Source organism: Arthrobacter sp. AIWTK1 (genome assembly GCF_056680535.1).
In genome coordinates, this window is sequence record NZ_CM155287.1 from 1,788,932 (window position 1) to 1,806,086 (window position 17,155).

12 protein-coding genes are annotated in these 17,155 nt (G+C 66.4%); 4 read left to right on the forward strand and 8 right to left on the reverse strand.

Features of this window, described 5'->3' with window-relative positions; translation table 11 throughout:
* Positions 1 to 79: 79 nt before the first annotated feature.
* Positions 80 to 1,087 carry a lipoyl synthase gene (lipA, locus tag AC1MDG_RS08215; protein ID WP_479808498.1) on the reverse strand — a complete coding sequence of 336 codons (1,008 nt, stop codon included), beginning with the start codon at positions 1,085 to 1,087 and terminating at the stop codon, positions 80 to 82.
* A complete protein-coding gene (lipB, locus tag AC1MDG_RS08220; protein ID WP_043480535.1) occupies positions 1,084 to 1,752 on the reverse strand; it encodes a lipoyl(octanoyl) transferase LipB in 669 nt (222 codons plus the stop codon). Before lipB ends, lipA begins: the two co-directional genes overlap by 4 nt.
* Before the next feature lie 113 nt (positions 1,753 to 1,865).
* Between lipB and AC1MDG_RS08225 the strand changes: the two genes are divergently transcribed.
* Positions 1,866 to 3,569, forward strand: a complete 1,704-nt coding sequence (locus tag AC1MDG_RS08225) for a serine/threonine protein kinase (RefSeq protein WP_479808499.1) — start codon at positions 1,866 to 1,868, stop codon at positions 3,567 to 3,569.
* Between the two features lie 13 nt (positions 3,570 to 3,582).
* Here AC1MDG_RS08225 and AC1MDG_RS08230 read toward each other — a convergent pair whose 3' ends face one another.
* Positions 3,583 to 4,476 (reverse strand): TIGR01777 family oxidoreductase, encoded by an 894-nt coding sequence (locus tag AC1MDG_RS08230; RefSeq protein WP_479809054.1) that lies wholly within the window; start codon positions 4,474 to 4,476, stop codon positions 3,583 to 3,585.
* Positions 4,477 to 4,549: 73 nt separating this feature from the next.
* On the opposite strand from AC1MDG_RS08230, the gene AC1MDG_RS08235 reads away from it, so the two are divergent.
* A complete protein-coding gene (locus AC1MDG_RS08235) occupies positions 4,550 to 8,113 on the forward strand; it encodes a S41 family peptidase (RefSeq protein ID WP_479808500.1) in 3,564 nt (1,187 codons plus the stop codon).
* A 149-nt stretch (positions 8,114 to 8,262) separates the two neighbouring features.
* Here the strand turns inward: AC1MDG_RS08235 and AC1MDG_RS08240 are convergent, their stop codons facing one another.
* From AC1MDG_RS08240 to AC1MDG_RS08260, 5 genes are all read right to left on the reverse strand, one after another.
* Positions 8,263 to 8,694 (reverse strand): OsmC family protein, encoded by a 432-nt coding sequence (locus tag AC1MDG_RS08240; RefSeq protein ID WP_043480541.1) that lies wholly within the window; start codon positions 8,692 to 8,694, stop codon positions 8,263 to 8,265.
* Between the two features lie 253 nt (positions 8,695 to 8,947).
* Positions 8,948 to 9,298 (reverse strand): hypothetical protein, encoded by a 351-nt coding sequence (locus AC1MDG_RS08245; RefSeq protein ID WP_043480543.1) that lies wholly within the window; start codon positions 9,296 to 9,298, stop codon positions 8,948 to 8,950.
* Between the two features lie 163 nt (positions 9,299 to 9,461).
* Positions 9,462 to 11,219 (reverse strand): 2-oxoglutarate dehydrogenase, E2 component, dihydrolipoamide succinyltransferase, encoded by a 1,758-nt coding sequence (gene sucB, locus AC1MDG_RS08250; RefSeq protein WP_479808501.1) that lies wholly within the window; start codon positions 11,217 to 11,219, stop codon positions 9,462 to 9,464.
* Between the two features lie 126 nt (positions 11,220 to 11,345).
* Entirely contained in the window at positions 11,346 to 12,728 is a 1,383-nt protein-coding gene (gene lpdA, locus AC1MDG_RS08255) for a dihydrolipoyl dehydrogenase (RefSeq protein WP_028270850.1), read from the reverse strand.
* 237 nt (positions 12,729 to 12,965) lie between these two features.
* Positions 12,966 to 14,495, reverse strand: a complete 1,530-nt coding sequence (locus AC1MDG_RS08260) for a leucyl aminopeptidase (protein ID WP_479808502.1) — start codon at positions 14,493 to 14,495, stop codon at positions 12,966 to 12,968.
* Between the two features lie 321 nt (positions 14,496 to 14,816).
* On the opposite strand from AC1MDG_RS08260, the gene AC1MDG_RS08265 reads away from it, so the two are divergent.
* A complete protein-coding gene (locus AC1MDG_RS08265; protein ID WP_479808503.1) occupies positions 14,817 to 15,755 on the forward strand; it encodes a proteasome assembly chaperone family protein in 939 nt (312 codons plus the stop codon).
* A gap of 48 nt (positions 15,756 to 15,803) precedes the next feature.
* Positions 15,804 to 17,135, forward strand: a complete 1,332-nt coding sequence (locus AC1MDG_RS08270; RefSeq protein ID WP_479808504.1) for an MFS transporter — start codon at positions 15,804 to 15,806, stop codon at positions 17,133 to 17,135.
* Positions 17,136 to 17,155 lie beyond the last annotated feature (20 nt).

Below are 17,155 nucleotides of genomic sequence, written 5' to 3' on the forward strand. Positions count from 1 at the left end.
TTCTACGTGATTTATGCCTGAGGGCCGGACGCCGGATTGCTCCGGTGCCGGCCCTCAGGCACAAATGTTACGAATGGTCCTAGTGGTGTGCTGCGATGAGGGAGCTGGCTTCCTGGCGGGTGCTGCCGGAGCTCTCGATGTGGGCGAGTTCGGCCGGGATGTCCCAGCCCTTCTTGCGCATCGCGGTGGCCCAGAGCCGGCCGGCACGGTAGGAGGAGCGGACCAGCGGGCCGGACATGACACCGAGGAAGCCGATCTCCTCGGCCTCCGTGGCGAGGTCCACGAATTCCTGCGGCTTGACCCAGCGGTCCACCGGGAGGTGCCGTTCGGACGGGCGGAGGTACTGGGTGATGGTGATCAGGTCGCAGCCGGCCTCGTGCAGGTCCCGGAGGGCCTCGGAGATTTCCTCGCGGGTCTCGCCCATGCCCAGGATCAGGTTGGACTTGGTGACCATGCCCAGGTTCCGGCCCTGCGTGATGACATCCAGGGACCGCTCGTAGCGGAACGCGGGGCGGATGCGCTTGAAGATCCGCGGCACGGTTTCGACGTTGTGCGCGAAGACCTCGGGCTTGGAGTCGCAGATCGCGGCGATGTGCTCGGGTTTGCCGGAGAAGTCCGGGATCAGCAGTTCGACGCCGGTGCCCGGGTTCAGTTCGTGGATCTTCCGGACCGTTTCGGCGTAGAGCCACACGCCCTCGTCGGCGAGGTCGTCCCGGGCCACCCCGGTGACGGTGGCGTAGCGCAGCTGCATGGCCTGGACCGAGCGGGCCACCTTGGTGGGTTCGAACATGTCCACCGGGGAGGGCTTGCCGGTGTCAATCTGGCAGAAATCGCAGCGCCGGGTGCACTCGGAGCCGCCGATCAGGAAGGTCGCTTCCTTGTCTTCCCAGCACTCGAAGATGTTCGGGCAGCCTGCTTCCTCGCACACGGTGTGCAGGCCTTCCTTCTTCACCAGGTTCTTGAGCTGGACGAACTCCGGGCCCATCTGGACCTTGGCCTTGATCCAGTCCGGCTTGCGCTCCACCGGTGTGGCCGCATTGCGCTGCTCAATACGCAGCATCTTCCGGCCTTCTGGTGCCAGTGTCACAGTAGAGCTCCTTCGGGGCTTGAAACGAGTGCTTCTTCGTGCTTGCGGAATTCTTCCACTACCCGGTCCGCGATATCGCCGGGGGTGATGGTTCTGCCGGCCTCGATGGACATCGTGGTGACGCCGGCATCGGTGATGCCGCAGGCAATGATCTGGGCATACGGCGCCAGATCATTGTTGCAGTTGATGGCGATGCCGTGCATTGTGACCCCGTCCAGGACGCGGATGCCGATCGCTGCGATCTTGCGGTCCGGCCCCTTGTCGTCGGCCTTGATCCAGACGCCCGCGCGTCCCTTGATCCGCTCGGCATTAATGCCGTAGTCGGCCATGACGGCGATCATGACGGCCTCGAGCCGTTCAACGTAGTCGCGGATGCCCGAGCGGTTCTTCAGCTTCAGGATCGGATACGCGATCAACTGGCCCGGACCGTGCCAGGTCAGCTTGCCGCCGCGGTCCACGGCGACGACGGGCGTCCCGTCGAACGGCCGTTCGTGGTCTTCTGTGAGCTTGCCTGCCGTGTACACGGCGGCGTGCTCAAGGATGAGGACTGTACTGGGTGCTTCAGCTGCGACGACTTTGTCATGGAGTTCGCGCTGGATGTCCCAGCCCTTCATGTAATCAACGAAATCCGGAGCAAGACCCAGCGTGGAAAACTCAAGAGTCATGGTATCCAGCTTAGACCCCGTCAGCCGTAGAGCCGGGTTCTGTGGTTAAGCTCTCACTGGGGTGCCTGTGGATAACTTCTGCGGGATTCTGCCGATTCCGCTATTCCTTGGGTATGGAGAAATTCGAGTACGACGGCGCTCCGGACGACGGCGGGCCGGCAACCTTTCCGGCGGCGGCAGCCCCGGATGCGGCCGGCCCCGGAACCCGAGGCGCCACCCCGGAGGTTCCGGGATATAAGGTCGGGCGGCAACTCGGCCGCGGCGCCAGCGCCAGCGTGTGGCTTGTCCGGGAAGAGCTGACTCTCCGCGAGTTTGCGGTGAAGTGCTTCGAGCCCTCCGAACCCCTTGCGCCGGAGGCCTGCGCCGGCTATCCGGCCCGGGGGAGCCGGGAGGCCGGGGATGCGGAAGAGGCCGTGCGCCGTGAACTCCGGATTATCTCTGCACTGGACCACGACCACCTGGTGAAGGCGCACGATGTTGTCCGGCTCCGCGGTCCGGCGGACGGCGGCCTGGGGCTGGTCATGGACTACGCCGCCGGCGGGTCCCTGGCCCAGCTGGTCACCTGCCGCGGGCCGCTCGGCGTAGGCGAAACGGTGACGGTGCTGACTCCCCTCGCGCAGGCCCTGGGATATCTGCACGGCAAGGGTTTCACGCACTCGGATGTTGCACCGGGCAACGTGTTGTTCACGGCCCATGGCAAGCCTCTGCTTGCCGACCTTGGCGTCACGCGCATGGTGGGCGACGCCGCAGATTTGTCTTCTGCCGGCACCGACGGGTTTGTGGACCCGGCACCCGTCGATGCCCTGCGGGCGGGGCTGCAGCCCGAACGGGATGTCTATTCGGCGGCGGCGATCGGCTGGTACTGCCTGACCGGGAAGGCGCCTGAAGTCGGCCAGGACCGTCCGCCCCTCTCACTCCTGGTCCCGGGCGTGCCGCCGGCTCTCGCCGCCGCATTGGAGGCGGGCTTGAAGGAGGACCGCCGGGAGCGTCCGACAGCCCTGGAGTTCGCCGCTGCTATCTACCGGAGCGCAGACGCCGCCCCGGTGGACCTCACCGGGGCGGTCCACCCCACGGTGCTCCCACAGCTACTGACGCGCCGTAACGTTCCGCCGTCGCGCCAAGCCCGCCGCGCGGCGAAGCTGCGCGCCTGGCGGCGGCGCCTGGGCGGTTCAGGCCGTTCCCTGAAGCGAAAGGGCCGCACCCCGGGCCGGCACGCAGGCGGCAACCGGCGGTGGATCGGTGCCGCGGTCGCGGCGATTGCCTGTTCGGGTATCGCTGCGGTGTGGTTCCTGGCCGGGCCACAACCGGCCCCGTGGCAGGCCCCGTGGCAGGCTGCGGGGCCTGAAGTGATCCAGGTGCCGTCGGAGCCGGGAGCCCCGTCGGGGACCGGGGCCGGCCCGGCTCCGGCGGATGCCCGGCAGCTGGCGCATTCGCAGCAGCCCGAAGTGGCCGCGCGGGGGCTGGCGGCACTGAGGTCGGCTGCGTTGAACTCGGGCCAACTGGAGCTGCTTGACGAGGTCAACCTGGCGAATTCCCCGGCTGCCGCGGCTGACGCCAAGATCAGCGGGAGGTTAAAGGAAGCCGGTCACGTCCTGACGGGCTTCGACACCACCCTGACGCGTGCCGAGGCAGAGCCTGGCGGCTCGGACTCACGAGCGGTGGTGGCGATTACCGTTGCCAACTCCGCGTACCGGGAGACGGACGCCGGTGGAAATGTCGTGGCGGTGGAACCTGCCGGACCGGAGCAGCAGCTTCGCCTGGTGCTGGTCAGCTCCGGCGGGAGGTGGCGGATCCAGGAGATCCTGCCTGCCGCCTAGGTTGTTGATAGACCTAGTCCTGGCCAGTGGCCCAGGCTGCGGCCAGGGCAAGTGACGGATGCTGCCACTCGAACCCGGCGTCGGCCAACAAAGCGGGCTCCATGCGCTGGCTCCCCAGCAGGAGTTCGTCGGCCAGCTTGCCCATGACCAGCCGCAGCACAGGCGCGGGCACCCGGAAAACGGCCGGCCGGTGGAGTGCGGCGGCAAGCCGGGAAACCAGGGCATTGACGTCCGCTGTTTCTGGGGCGCAGACGTTGACCGGGCCCGACAAGGGGGTGTCCAGCAGGAAGCTGAAAGCCGCGGACACGTCCGGCAGCGTGATCCAGGGCCAGCACTGGCGCCCATTCCCCAGCGGGCCCCCGAGGCCGAGCCGAAGCAGCGGCAACAGCCGTCCCAACGCGCCTCCCGACCTGCTGAGCACCACCCCTGTCCGCGGAGTGACAACGCGGACGCCGGCGGGAGCCCCGTGCGCCGCTGCTTCCCATTCCTGGCAGATCTTCGCCATGATCCCGGTTCCGGCCGGAGAGTTCTCCCGGAGCACGGCGGCTCCGCGGTCCCCGTAATAGTTGGAGCCCGACTGGCTGATGAAAACCTTCGGCGGCTGCTCCGTCTGCGCCATTGCTGCTGCCAGGGTGCGGGTGGGGTCCAGTCGCGAGCGGAACAGCTCATCGATGCGTCTCCGCGTCCACGGCCGGTCTCCGATCCCGGCCCCGGACAGGTTGATCACGGCGTCAGCGCCCTCAAGGTGTGCCGGATCAAGCTGTCCGGCCGCCGGATCCCAACGGAGTTCGTCGGCGGCCGCGGGTGCCCGGCGCACCAGCCGGAGGACCTCATGGCCACCCGAACGCAGATGGGTGGACATGTCGCTTCCGATGAGGCCTGAGGCGCCGGCCATGATGATTCGCATGATCCATCTCACCATGTCCGGCACGGCGGCGGAACCTCCCGTCCGGCCCACGTACTTTGACTATGATCTAACGATGACCTCTTCGAGCTACTTCCGTTTCCCGCATCTGCACGGCGATCTGGTCACCTTCGTGGCCGAAGATGATGTCTGGATTGCGCCCCTGGACGGCGGCCGCGCCTGGCGGGTTTCCTCGCTTCAGCTGCCCGCCCGGAACCCGCGTTTCACGCCTGACGGCAAGCGCCTGGTGTGGACGGTTGTGCAGGGGACAGCGCCTGAAGTTGTCACTGCGGATGTCGACGGCGGAGGGTACCGTCAGCTGACGTACTTCGGCCACGCTTCGACCCGGGTCAAGGGCTTCACCGCTGCCGGCGATGTCCTGGTCACCAGCGCATTCCGGCAGGCCGAAAGCCGGCACACTCACGCCTACAGCGTTCCGCTGGAGGGCGGCTGGTCGGAGGAACTCGCCTTCGGGCCCGTCGAGTCGGTGGCGTTCGGTCCCGAGAACGGCGATGAGCGCCCTGTGGTTGTGGCCAGTGTGCTCTCGCGTGAGCCGGCCTGGTGGAAGCGGTACCGCGGCGGAACCGCCGGAAAGCTATGGATCGACGCCGACGGCAACGGGGAATTCGAACGCCTTGTCCCGGAATTGGACGGCAACCTTGCGGACCCCATGTGGGTGGACGGGCGGATTGCCTTCCTTTCGGATCACGAAGGTTACGGAAACCTGTATTCGGTGCTTCCGAACGGCACCGGTCTGCGCCGCCACACCGACCACGAGGATTTCTACGTGCGCCATGCCGCCACCGACGGCAAGCGCGTGGTGTTCGAATCAGCCGGAGAGCTCTGGATGGTTCCCGACCTGGATTCAGGGGCAGTAAAGCTCGAAATTTCACTGGGATCGGCGTCCCAGGGACGGAGGCCTGCGCTCCTGAAGACCACCCGGCACCTCGGCGGCGTGATTCCGGACCACACCGGCACCTCCAGCGCGGTCGAGGCGCACGGAACCATCCACTGGCTCCGCCACAAGGACGGACCCTCGCGGGTCGTGGAGGCCACACCCGGTGTCCGTGCCCGCCTGCCTCGGCCCCTCAGCGATGGCCGTATCGCCTACGTCGCCGACCATGACGGCGCGGAGGCCCTGTACATCAAGGAAATTGCACCGCAGGTGGCCGGAGGCCGGCCAGCGCCGGCGCCGGCGCCGCAGCCCAGCCCGGCCGGGGAGCCGGAAACCGGAGCGTCCCTGCCGAAGCCAGTACCGGCTTCCGGGACGAACGTCCCCGCCGTGGCATCACACGCGGGCGATGACTCACTGGAGCCGCCAGCAGGGCAGGATCGTAGCGGTGCCGCAGAGAACGCCGCGCACGGCGCTGAAGGCGGAAGCGATGTCGCCGGCAGTGCGCCGGAGCGCGCGGCCTCAGAGGCAAGCGGGGCAGGCACCGCCCGCCTGCAGAAGATCGATTTCCCCAAGTCCACCCGGGCCAGTGCCATGGAAGCCAGCCCCGACGGCCGCACCCTTGCCGTCGGGACTTCCTTCGGCGACGTCTACCTGGCCGATACCCGGACCGGGGCCATCAAGCTGGTCACCAGCATCGGCGAGGGCACCATCGACGGCCTCTGCTGGTCCCCGGACTCGGCGTGGCTCGGCTGGTCCGAACCGGTCACTTCCTTTGGCTCACGCAGCCGGCTCCGGATTGTTAAAGCGGACGATCCGGAGTTCCGGATCGTAGACGTTACGGACGGACGCTTCCGCGATGCTTCGCCAGCGTTCACTCCTGACGGCAAATTCATCGCGTTCCTGTCCAACCGGAGCTTCGACCCCGTATACGACGGACATTCCTTTGATCTGTCCTTCCCGAGCCCCATCAAGCCATACCTCGTGGCACTGGCAGCCGACACGCCGGCGCCCTTTGGCCCCTCGGTAGACCTCACGGACGGACCGGACGGACCGGACGGCGAATCCGGCGGAACCGGGGCAGACAACGCCGGCGTAACCGGCGCCGGTCCCGGCATGCCCGCCGTCCGGGTGGACGCCGACGGGCTGGCGCACCGTGTCATCGGAGTTCCGGTTCCGCAGGGCAACTATTCTGCACTCGAGGCCACGCCCGGAGCGCTGCTCTGGCTGGACAATGCCCTCGCCGGCGTCACCGGAGACGGCCGTGCCAGCACCGACGATAAGGACGCCGCCCCCAGCCTGGTGCGTTTTGACATGGCACAGCGCAAGACCGCCACCATCGTGGACGCCCTGGACAGCTACCGCGTGTCGGGTGACGGCCGGAAAGTGGTATTCCTTCACGACAAGCAGATCCGGGTGGCGCCTGCCGACGCCAAGGGCGGTGAGGATTCCGGCCAACTGGTGAAGGTGGATGTCAGCCGCATCCGCGTGTTCCTGCAGCCCTTGAGTGTGTGGGGCCAGGCGTTCGATGAGGCCTGGCGGCTCCAGCGCGACTTCTTCTGGACCGAGGACATGGCCGGACAGGACTGGGAATCCGTGCACCGGCGCTACCGCCCGATCGTGGACCGGCTCGGCTCGCATGACGACCTCGTGGACCTGCTGTGGGAGCTGCACGGCGAACTGGGAACATCCCACGCCTACGTTCGTCCGGCAGCTGTGACCGAGAACGGCAGCAACGGGCAGGGCCGGCTGGGAGCGGATCTGGCGTTCACGGAGGAAGGGTGGGAGATCACCCGGATCCTGGCCGGGGAGTCGTCGGACCCGTTGGCAACTTCACCACTGACCAGGCCGGGGGCAGACGCCAAGGCGGGGGACATCCTGCTCGCCATCGACGGAGTGGAGCTGTCACGGACGCTGACACCTGCCATGCAGCTTGTCGGTGCCGCAGGAAAGGCCGTGGAGCTGACCCTGCGCAACGGCGCCGCCCACGGCGGGGCCGCAGGCAAGCAGCGCCGGATTGCCGTTGTGCCGGTCAAGGACGAGGAACGCCTGCGTTACCAGGAGTGGGTGGCCGGCAACCGCCGGACAGTACGTGAGGCGTCCGGCGGAACCTATGGCTACCTGCACATCCCGGACATGATGGCGAACGGCTGGGCACAGCTCCACCGCGACCTTGATACCGAGACTGCACTCGACGGGCTGATCGTGGACGTGCGGCGTAACCGGGGCGGCCACACGTCCCAGCTTGTTGCCGAACTCATTGGCAGGAAGGTCACCGGGTGGAGCATGCCCCGCGGTGAGAGGCCCCGGACGTACCCGCACCATGCGCCGCGCGGCCCGGTGGTCATCCTGACGGACGAATTTGCCGGCTCGGATGGCGATATCATCACCCAGGTGTCCAAGCTGCGCGGGATTGGGCCTGTCATCGGCACCCGGACCTGGGGCGGTGTGGTGGGCATCGACAACCGATTCTCCCTCGCGGACGGCACCGGAGTGACGCAGCCGCGCTACGCCACCTGGTTCAGCGGCGGCGTGGGCTGGGGTGTCGAGAACTACGGCGTCACGCCTGACATCGAGGTCACGTTTCCGCCGCACGCCTACGCAGCCGGGAGGGACCCCCAGTTGGAGTACGGCATCGGCGCCCTCAAGGAAATGATCCAGGAACTTCCCACGGACCGGCCGCCGCTTCGCGAGGGCTACCGGCGGCTGCTCCCGGCGCCGCTGCCGGCCCGGACCAGCGAGGCGTAGCGGCAGGGCGGCCCGGACACACGAAGCCCGGGCAAACAAAAGCCCGGACACACGAAGGCCCCGCTCCGGCCCCGATAGGGGGGCAGGAGCGGGGCCTTCGCTGTATGGCGGTGCGGCATCCAGGGGGAGCGGCCGTGTTCCGCCCGTGCCTAGGAAGCGGCGAGCGTGGCGTCCATGGTGATGTCGATGCTGGCCAGGGCTCCGGAGACGGGGCAGCCGACCTTGGCTTCCCCTGCGATCTTCTGGAACTCCTCTTCCGAAATACCCGGGATCGTGGCGTTCACCGTCAGGTGGCTCCCGGTGATGCCGGTGCCCGGCACGAAGGTCACATCGGCCTTGGTGTGGACCTCTTCGGGCGTGTGGCCTGCCTGGGCAAGGGCATGGCTGAATGCCATGGAAAAGCAGGCCGAGTGTGCTGCGGCGATCAGCTCTTCAGGGCTGGTCTTGCCTTCTGCCTGCTCGGTGCGGGCCTTCCAGGTGACTGCGTAGGTGCCCAGACCGGAGCTGTCCAGCGTCGTGTTGCCGGAACCCTCCATCAGGTCGCCGTTCCATACGGTATGCGCGGTGCGTGTTGCTGCCATATCCACTCCTCAGCTTAGGTTCAGATCCGGATCGGGCTTCCGCCCGAACCTTCGCACCAATCCTATGGACTCAGGAGCCGCGGTGCACGGCCTGTCCGCTGTCAGAGGATTATGACCGGACGCATTGGCACCGTGGAGCTCAACCAGGCACCGGCGCAGGAACAACGACGGCGACGCCCCCTCACCGGGGAGCGTCGCCGTCGTCGCGAGCCGATTGCCGCCGCTGGCGGGGAAGGCTACTGCCAGCCCGCGGCTACTGCCAGAGAGTGGCGATAGCCACGTTCAGCAGGGCCAGGCCGCCCACGCTGTGTGCGAGGCCCTTGCTGATCGGCTCGTCCTTCTTGTATTTCCGGCTGCCCATGAAGGCCAGTACGGCTACCGCAAGTGCGATGGCAAATTTGACGCCGAGCTTGAAGTAGTTCGCGTCCATGTTGAGGGCCGGGATGAGCCCCATCATGACGATGCCGGTGATGAGCTGCAGCGCGGCGCCGTCAAACTGGCGGGGATGCACCGTGGGCTTTTTCATGTTGCCGATCCAGATGCCGACGATCATGGCTGCGCCGATGATGTGGAGGAAGACCATGACGTTGTAAACGATGTTCATGGGCCCCAGTCTAGCCAGACGGTTCTACGCATCGTAGTAAGCCCCGCGGAACGGAATGGCGACGATTTGGTAACCAAAACGTGGTCCCTACGACGACAGCGGCGCAGGACCTCCGGTGTTCACCACCGGTGCCTGCGCCGCCGTCGTTGTTTGGATACTCGGGTTACAGCCCCAGGTCCGCCTCGAAGGCGCCTGCCTCAAGGCGGGCCTTGAGTGTCTGCAGGAACCGTCCTGCGTCGGCGCCGTCCACCAGGCGGTGGTCGTACGTCAGGGAGAGGTACATCATCGAACGGATGGCGATCGAATCGTCGCCGTTTTCGTCGGAGACCACCACGGCGCGCTTGACGATCGCGCCGGTGCCGAGGATGGCCACCTGCGGCTGGTTGATGATCGGAGTGTCGAAGAGTGCGCCCACGGAACCGATGTTGGTGATGCTGAAGGTTCCGCCGGAGAGCTCGTCCGGGCCGATCTTGCCGTTGCGGGTGCGGTCGGCGACATCGGCGATCTTGCCGGCCAGGCCGGCCAGGTTGAGGTTGCCGGCGTCGGCAATGACCGGAACCAGGAGGCCCTTGTCCGTATCCACGGCGATGGCCAGGTGCTCGGCGTTGTGGTAGGTGATCTCCTGCTTGTCCTCGTCATAGGAGGCGTTGACCTTCGGGTGCTGCTTCAGGGCTTCGGCAACGGCCTTGGCGATGAAGGGCAGGAAGGTCAGCTTGGAGCCGTTCTGCGCCTGGAAGGAGTTCTTGGCCTTGGCGCGGAGTTTGGCGACCTTGGTCATGTCCACTTCGTGCACCTGGGTCAGCTGGGTGGAGATGTCCAGCGACTCGCGCATGCGGCGGGCGATGACCTGGCGGATGCGCGGTGCCTTCTGCACGGTGCCGCGCAGGGAAGAGTCTGCTGCTGCCGGGGCTGCCTGCTTGGAGGCGCCCGGGGCCGGAGCAGCGGCGGCGGGAGCAGCCTTCGCCTCGGCGGCGGCGAGCACGTCCTGCTTGCGGATGCGTCCGCCCACACCGGTGCCGGTCAGCGAGGAAATGTCCACGCCCTGCTGGTTGGCGAGCTTGCGCACCAGGGGTGTGACGTAGCCGGACTCGGCCGGGGCGGCGGATTCTGCCGCAGGTGCAGCAGCCGGTGCTTCCTGCTTGGGAGCAGCCGGTGCTTCTTCCTTGGCGGGAGCCGCGGCCGGGGCGGGCGCTGCGGCCGGTGCTTCCTGCTTCGGTGCTTCGGCGGCGGGTGCTTCCTGCTTGGGTGCCGGTGCTGCGGGAGCAGCGGCCGGTGCGGCAGCGCCGGAGCCGATGACGGCAAGAACGGAACCAACCTCAGCGGTCTCGTCCTCGTTGACGCGGATTTCCTGCAGGGTGCCGGCAACGGGGGACGGGATCTCGGTGTCAACCTTGTCGGTGGATACTTCGAGGAGGGGCTCGTCAACTTCGACAGAGTCGCCGACGGCCTTGAGCCAGCGCGTCACGGTGCCTTCAGTGACGGATTCCCCGAGGGCCGGAAGGGTTACTTCGTGGCTTTCGCCGGAGGCGGCGGGGGCAGCTTCAGCAGCGGGGGCCTCAGCGGGAGCGGGCGCCTCAGTGGAGGGTGCCTCTTCAGCCGCGGGTGCCTCTTCGGCGGCGGGGGCCTGTTCGGCCTGAGCAGCCTCGGCGGGTGCAGCTTCCTCGGAAGCGCCGGCGGAACCGGAGCCGTCACCGATGCGGACGAGCGGAGCGCCGACTTCGGCGGTCTCATCTTCGGCGACAAGGATTTCCTCAATCACGCCAGCAATCGGAGAGGGGATTTCGGTGTCTACTTTGTCGGTGGAAACCTCGAGCAGCGGCTCGTCCACCTCTACCCGGTCACCTACCTGCTTGAGCCAGCGGGTGACGGTTCCTTCGGTGACACTCTCACCGAGGGCGGGCAAGTTAACGGATTCAGACATGTCGTCCCCGTTCTCCTTATTGATCTTTAGTGCGGATGATTGCTGCCGTGTTCGAGCTTAGTGCACCCTGCGGATCATGCCGGGTGCACTAAGCTCTGGGGTCTTGCGGTGGTACTGGCGGAAGTCCTAGCCGTGGAGGGCTTTGCCCGCGAGGGCAAGGTGGGCCTCGCCCAGGGCCTCGTTCTGGGTCGGGTGGGCGTGCAGCAGCTGCGCCACGTCCTCCGGGTAGGCTTCCCAGTTCACGATCAGCTGTGCTTCGCCGATCTGCTCGCCCATGCGGGAACCGATCATGTGGACGCCCACCACGGGGCCGTCCTTCTGGCGGACCAGCTTGACGATGCCGCCGGTGCCCAGGATGGAGCTCTTGCCGTTTCCGGCGAGGTTGTATTCCTGGGTTTCCACCTGGTCGTCGCCGAACTTTTCCTTGGCTGCCTTTTCGGTGTAGCCCACAGTGGCGATTTCAGGCTCGGAGTAGGTGACCTTGGGGATGTTGACGTCCTCAACGATGACCGGCTTCAGGCCGGCGATTTCCTCGGCCACAAAAATGCCCTGCTGGTAGCCGCGGTGGGCCAGCTGGACGCCCGGGACGATGTCGCCCACGGCGTAGACGTTGCCGACGCCGGTGTGCAGGCGTTCGTTGGTGATGACGAAGCCGCGGTCAATCGTGATGCCTGCTTCTTCGTAGCCAAGGTTGGCGGTGACCGGTCCGCGGCCGACGGCCACGAGGAGCAGGTCGGCTTCGAAGGTCTTGCCGTCCACGAGGGTGACCTTGACGCCGTCGTTGTTCTGCTCAACGCCCTGGAAGAACACGCCGGTGGAGAACTTGATGCCGCGCTTTTTGAACGCACGCTCGAAGTTCTTGACGATCGCAGCGTCCTCATTGGGGACCAGCGAAGGCAGACCTTCAACGATGGTGACGTCCACGCCGAAGGACTTCCAGACCGAAGCGAACTCGACGCCGATCACGCCGCCGCCCAGGATGATGGCGCTCTTGGGGATGTAATCCATGGTGAGGGCTTCGTCGGAGGTGATGACCTTGCCGCCGATTTCCAGGCCCGGCAGGGTGCGGGAGTAGGAACCCGTGGCGAGCACGATGTTCTTGCCCTTGTAAGCGGTGCCGTTCACGACGACGGTGTCGGTGCCCTGCAGTTTGCCTTCACCCTCGATGACGGTGATGCCCTTGGACTTGATCAGGCCCTGCAGGCCCTTGAACTTGCCGGCGATGATGCCGTCTTTGTACGCGTTGACTGCGCTCATGTCGATGCTGTCCAGCGTGACGTTGACGCCATACTTCGCGGAATCGCGGGCGTGGTCGGCGAGCTCGGCTGAGTGCAGGAGGGCCTTCGTGGGGATGCAGCCGTTGTGCAGGCAGGTGCCCCCGAGTTTCCCCTTCTCCACGAGGCCTACTGTGAGGCCAAGCTGAACGGCGCGGAGGGCCGTGGCGTATCCGCCGCTGCCACCGCCGAGTACCAGGATGTCGAATTCTTGCGCAGTTGCCTGATCGGCCACTTAGACGCTCCCTCGCGTGAACGATGACACGAGAGTACGCATCATCTGGTCTTGGAACTTGCTCTGCCGTGATTATGCCAGCAGGCAGGTTCTCTTGCATTTGTGACTACCGCAGTTCACCTTAGCGAACCACTTATCCATGCTCCACCTTGTCACGGCGTTTGTGGAGCGCTTGTGTCGAGTGTCACGCGGCTTTGTGGCGGACGGATCATGACCCGCCACAAAGCCGCGAGCGGCTTAACTGGCCGACGCCGCCAGCACGTCTTCGACATAGGCCACAAGGGTGCGGACCGTGCACCCCGTGCCCTGCTTCGGGGTGTAGCCGTAGGGGCTGCCGTTGTTAAAGGACGGACCGGCGATGTCGATGTGGGCCCACGGGATCTGCTCGCCGTCCTTGCCCTTGCCGACGAACTCACGCAGGAACACGGCGGCGGTCATCATGCCGCCGTGGCGCTCACCGATGTTGGCAAGGTCCGCAACCTCGGACTCGATGCTGGCGCGGAGCTCCTCCGGCAGCGGCATTGGCCACACCAGTTCGCCGGCGCGGTCCGCCGCGGCCTTGAGCGGTCCGGTCACGCTGTCCGAGCCCATAACGCCGGCCGTCCGGTTGCCCAGGGCGATCAGCTGCGCGCCGGTCAGGGTGGCGACGTCGATGATGGCGTCCGGGTACTCCTGGCTGGCGGCCACGATGCCGTCGGCCATGACCAGCCGGCCCTCCGCATCCGTGTTGAGGACCTCGACGGTTTTGCCGCCGAACATCGTGAGGACGTCCGCCGGGCGCTGCGCGGCACCGGAGGGCATGTTTTCGGCAATGCACAGCCACGCGGTCGCCTTGACGGGAAGGCCCAAGCCAGCGATTGCCAGCACGGTGTTAAGTACGACGGCGGCGCCCGCCATATCGCTCTTCATGTCACCCATGCCGAGGGCGGGCTTGATGGAGATTCCGCCGGTGTCAAAGGTGATGCCCTTGCCCACCAGTGCGATCTTGGCAGTTGCCTTGGACGGCGCGTACTCCACCTTGACGAGCCGCGGCTGCCTGGTGGATCCCTTGCCAACACCCATGATCCCGCCGAAGCCCTCCTTTTCGAGGCGCTTTTCGTCCCATACGGTGACCTTGACCGGCAGGCCCTTGGAGAGTTCCTTGGCGGCATCGGCAAAGGACTCGGGGAAGAGGTGGCTGGGCGGCTGGTTCACGAGTGAACGGGTTGCATTGACAGCCTTCCCGATCAGGACCGAGCGGTTCAGCAGGGGCTGCAGGTCCTTGTCGGCAGCGAAGTCGGTAAAAATCACCACGTTCTTCACGGGTTCCTTGCGGCCGTTGGCCGCGGAACGGTGCTCGGTAAACGAGTACGAACCCATCGCGGCGCCCTCGGCGATGGCCGCTACGTCGGCGGGTGACGCCGTCGGAAGCGCCAAAGTCACCGTCGCGAGTCCGGCAAGCTGGCGGACGGCGGAGCCTGCGGCGCGGCGCAGCGCTTCTTCCGTCAGTTTTCCTCCGGCGCCGGGCTTGCCGACTCCTGCGAGCACCAGGACGGAGGCACCGGCTTCCGGAAGGCCGGGCAGCCGGTGGACCTGGTCGGCCGCGCCGGTGAGGCCAAGAACCTTCAAGGACTCCGCGATCGCCTCGGCGGACTTGGCCGTCAGCGGGTTGTCCAGCAGCACAGGACCGTCGGGACCCTGGGCCACGCCAATGACCAGGGCGTCCGTGGGTGACTTCTTAACGTCACGCGCAATGACGCTAAGTTTGATTTCAGTATTCTTGACCACGAGGATCAGTCCTCAATTCTCTGTGATTTTCGGGCAGGAAGCGCATGTTGGGCGCCCCGCCATGGAACGGGCCGTTGTCGGCTTGAGACGCAACCCGGTGTCTGCAAGGCCGTCCGTAGGGCCAGTTCCGATCGTAGTCTCTCCGCTCCGGGCGCGTTGAATTTGGTGAGACCTGAAGCACATTTCCGGTGCGGACGGCCGGTGCGGAATGGTTCGGCAGGCCGGTGCGTTGTAGCAAATATCCGGCGGATCTGCGCGGATCCCCCCAACCCAGAGCGCTGCCGACACCCGCCTCCGCCGCCACTTCGAAAGGAACATGCCGTGCTGGAACGGATTTCCGGCTCTCTGCTGGACCCCGATGCTCTCTATGTGAGCAACGCCGAGCTGTTCGACAACCCGGAACTCCGCGGGCTCAATCTGGTGATGGGTTTCACGGGATTCGCGGATGCCGGCCACGTGGTCAAACAGATCACGGCCGAGCTGCTGGACACCCTCGAATCGGAGGTCGTGGCCGTCTTCGACGCCGACCAGCTGATCGACTACCGCTCGCGCCGGCCGCACGTGACGTTCGTCGAGGACCACCTCCAGGACTACCAGGCCCCCAGCCTGGCCCTGTACCGGCTGGTTGACGGGCTGGGCAAGCCGTTCCTGTTCCTGGCCGGTTTCGAGCCGGACCTGCAGTGGGAACGGTTCGCCCGCGCCGTCGTTCGGATCGTGGAGCACCTCGACGTGAACCTCGTGACCTGGGTCCACTCCATCCCGATGCCTGTTCCCCATACCCGGCCGGTGGGAGTCACCGTCCACGGCAACCGTCCGGAGCTGATCGAGGGGATCTCCGTCTGGAAGCCCACGGTGGAGGTGCCCGCAGCCGTGGGCCACATCCTGGAACTGCGCCTCACCGAAGCCGGCCGCAACATTGCCGGGTACGTCATCCACGTTCCGCATTACCTTGCCGAAGCCGAATATCCCAATGCGGCCGTGGCCGGCCTTGAGTATCTCGGTGCGGCCACCTCGCTGATGCTGCCGACTGACCGGCTGCGGGAAGCAGGCCGTGAGGTCGGGCGCCAGATCGCCGAGCAGCTGGAGGCCTCCGAAGAAGTCCAACAGGTTGTTGCACGCCTGGAGACCCGCTACGACGAGAAGGCCGAGGGCACGGTACGCCGTTCCCTGCTGGCCGATGAAAACGATGAACTGCCGAACGCTGATGCGCTGGGCGCCGCGGTGGAGGCCTATCTCGCCCGCGAAGAACCCCGCCAGTAAACCGACTCAATAAATAGGACTTATGCCGGAGGCGGGCATAATGGAGAGGTGACTGCACCGCGCGCCTGGCTCATCTGGACCGTCGGAATATTTGCGTATCTGGTCGCGGTCAGCCAGCGCACATCCTTTGGCGTGGTGGGACTTGAAGCGACCGAGCGGTTCCACGCCGCCGCCGCGGAAATCTCCTTCTTTACCGTGCTGCAGCTGCTGGTCTACGCAGGGCTCCAGATCCCGGTGGGAGTCCTCGTTGACCGGCTGGGGTCCCGGACCATGATTGCCGGGGGAGCGGTCCTCATGGGACTTGGCCAGCTCCAACTGGCCTTCGCGGAAAACATTCCGGGCGGCGTGCTCGGCCGTGTGCTGGTGGGCGCCGGGGACGCTATGACCTTCATTTCGGTGATCCGGCTGATTCCGCTGTGGTTCGCGCCGGCGAGGGTGCCGCTCATCACGCAGCTGACAGGTATGTCGGGTCAGCTCGGGCAGCTCTTCAGCGTCGTCCCGTTTGCCCTGATACTCCATGCCGCAGGCTGGACCCCGGCATTCCTGACGCTCGCTGCGATGTCCGCGCTCGCCGTCGTCCTGGTGCTGGCCGTGCTGAAGGACCAGCCGCCAGGCCACCCCAGCCCGGAACCCGGCCAGGGACTGAGGGCCACCGGCATCTCCCTCTCCAGCGCCTGGCGGCAGCCCGGCACCAGGCTGGGGCTGTGGAGCCACTTCACGATCCAGTTCAGCGGCACCGTGTTCGCCATGACCTGGGGATACCCGTTCCTCATTTCCGCGCAGGGCCTCGATGCCGCCACGGTGTCCGGCCTGATGTCCATCTATGTGGCCGCAGCCATCGCCGCCGGTCCGCTGATCGGCAGGTTCGTTTCCAGGCATCCCCTGCGCCGCTCCACGATGGTGCTCCTGATTGCAGCCACGACGGCGGCTGCCTGGGCCGCTGTGCTGCTGATGCCGGGCCGGTCCCCGCTGTGGATGCTCGCCGGGCTGGTGGTGGTGCTGGCCATCGGAGGTCCCGGGTCCATGATCGGCTTCGACTTTGCCCGCACCTTTAATCCCGCACACCGGATCGGAACCGCCACCGGAATCGTCAATGTGGGCGGATTCATCGCAGCGCTCGTGGCCATCTACCTCGTCGGCGTCGTGCTCGACGTCCTCCACGCCACCGGGTTTTCCCGGGGGGAGCTCTACGGCCTGGATCCGTTCCGCATCGCGCTGAGCGTCCAGTTCGTGCTGATCGGCATCGGCTCGGCCGCTATCATCGCCACCCGGAGGAAGGTCCGGCGCCAGATGGCCGCACAGGGTGTCGTTGTGCCGCCGCTTCTCAAGGCCCTCGCTCAGCAGCGCCGGCGGAACCTGGAGCGCCGGCGGGCTGAATAGGCCCTGTTTCCACATAGCAA

Coding starts and splice junctions, on each gene's coding strand:
- lipB (WP_043480535.1), bottom strand. CDS start 1,752: ATGACTCTTGAGTTTTCCACGCTGGGTCTTGCTCCGGATTTCGTTGAT.
- AC1MDG_RS08225 (WP_479808499.1), top strand. CDS start 1,866: ATGGAGAAATTCGAGTACGACGGCGCTCCGGACGACGGCGGGCCGGCA.
- AC1MDG_RS08230 (WP_479809054.1), bottom strand. CDS start 4,476: ATGCGAATCATCATGGCCGGCGCCTCAGGCCTCATCGGAAGCGACATG.
- AC1MDG_RS08235 (WP_479808500.1), top strand. CDS start 4,550: ATGACCTCTTCGAGCTACTTCCGTTTCCCGCATCTGCACGGCGATCTG.
- AC1MDG_RS08240 (WP_043480541.1), bottom strand. CDS start 8,694: ATGGCAGCAACACGCACCGCGCATACCGTATGGAACGGCGACCTGATG.
- AC1MDG_RS08245 (WP_043480543.1), bottom strand. CDS start 9,298: ATGAACATCGTTTACAACGTCATGGTCTTCCTCCACATCATCGGCGCA.
- sucB (WP_479808501.1), bottom strand. CDS start 11,219: ATGTCTGAATCCGTTAACTTGCCCGCCCTCGGTGAGAGTGTCACCGAA.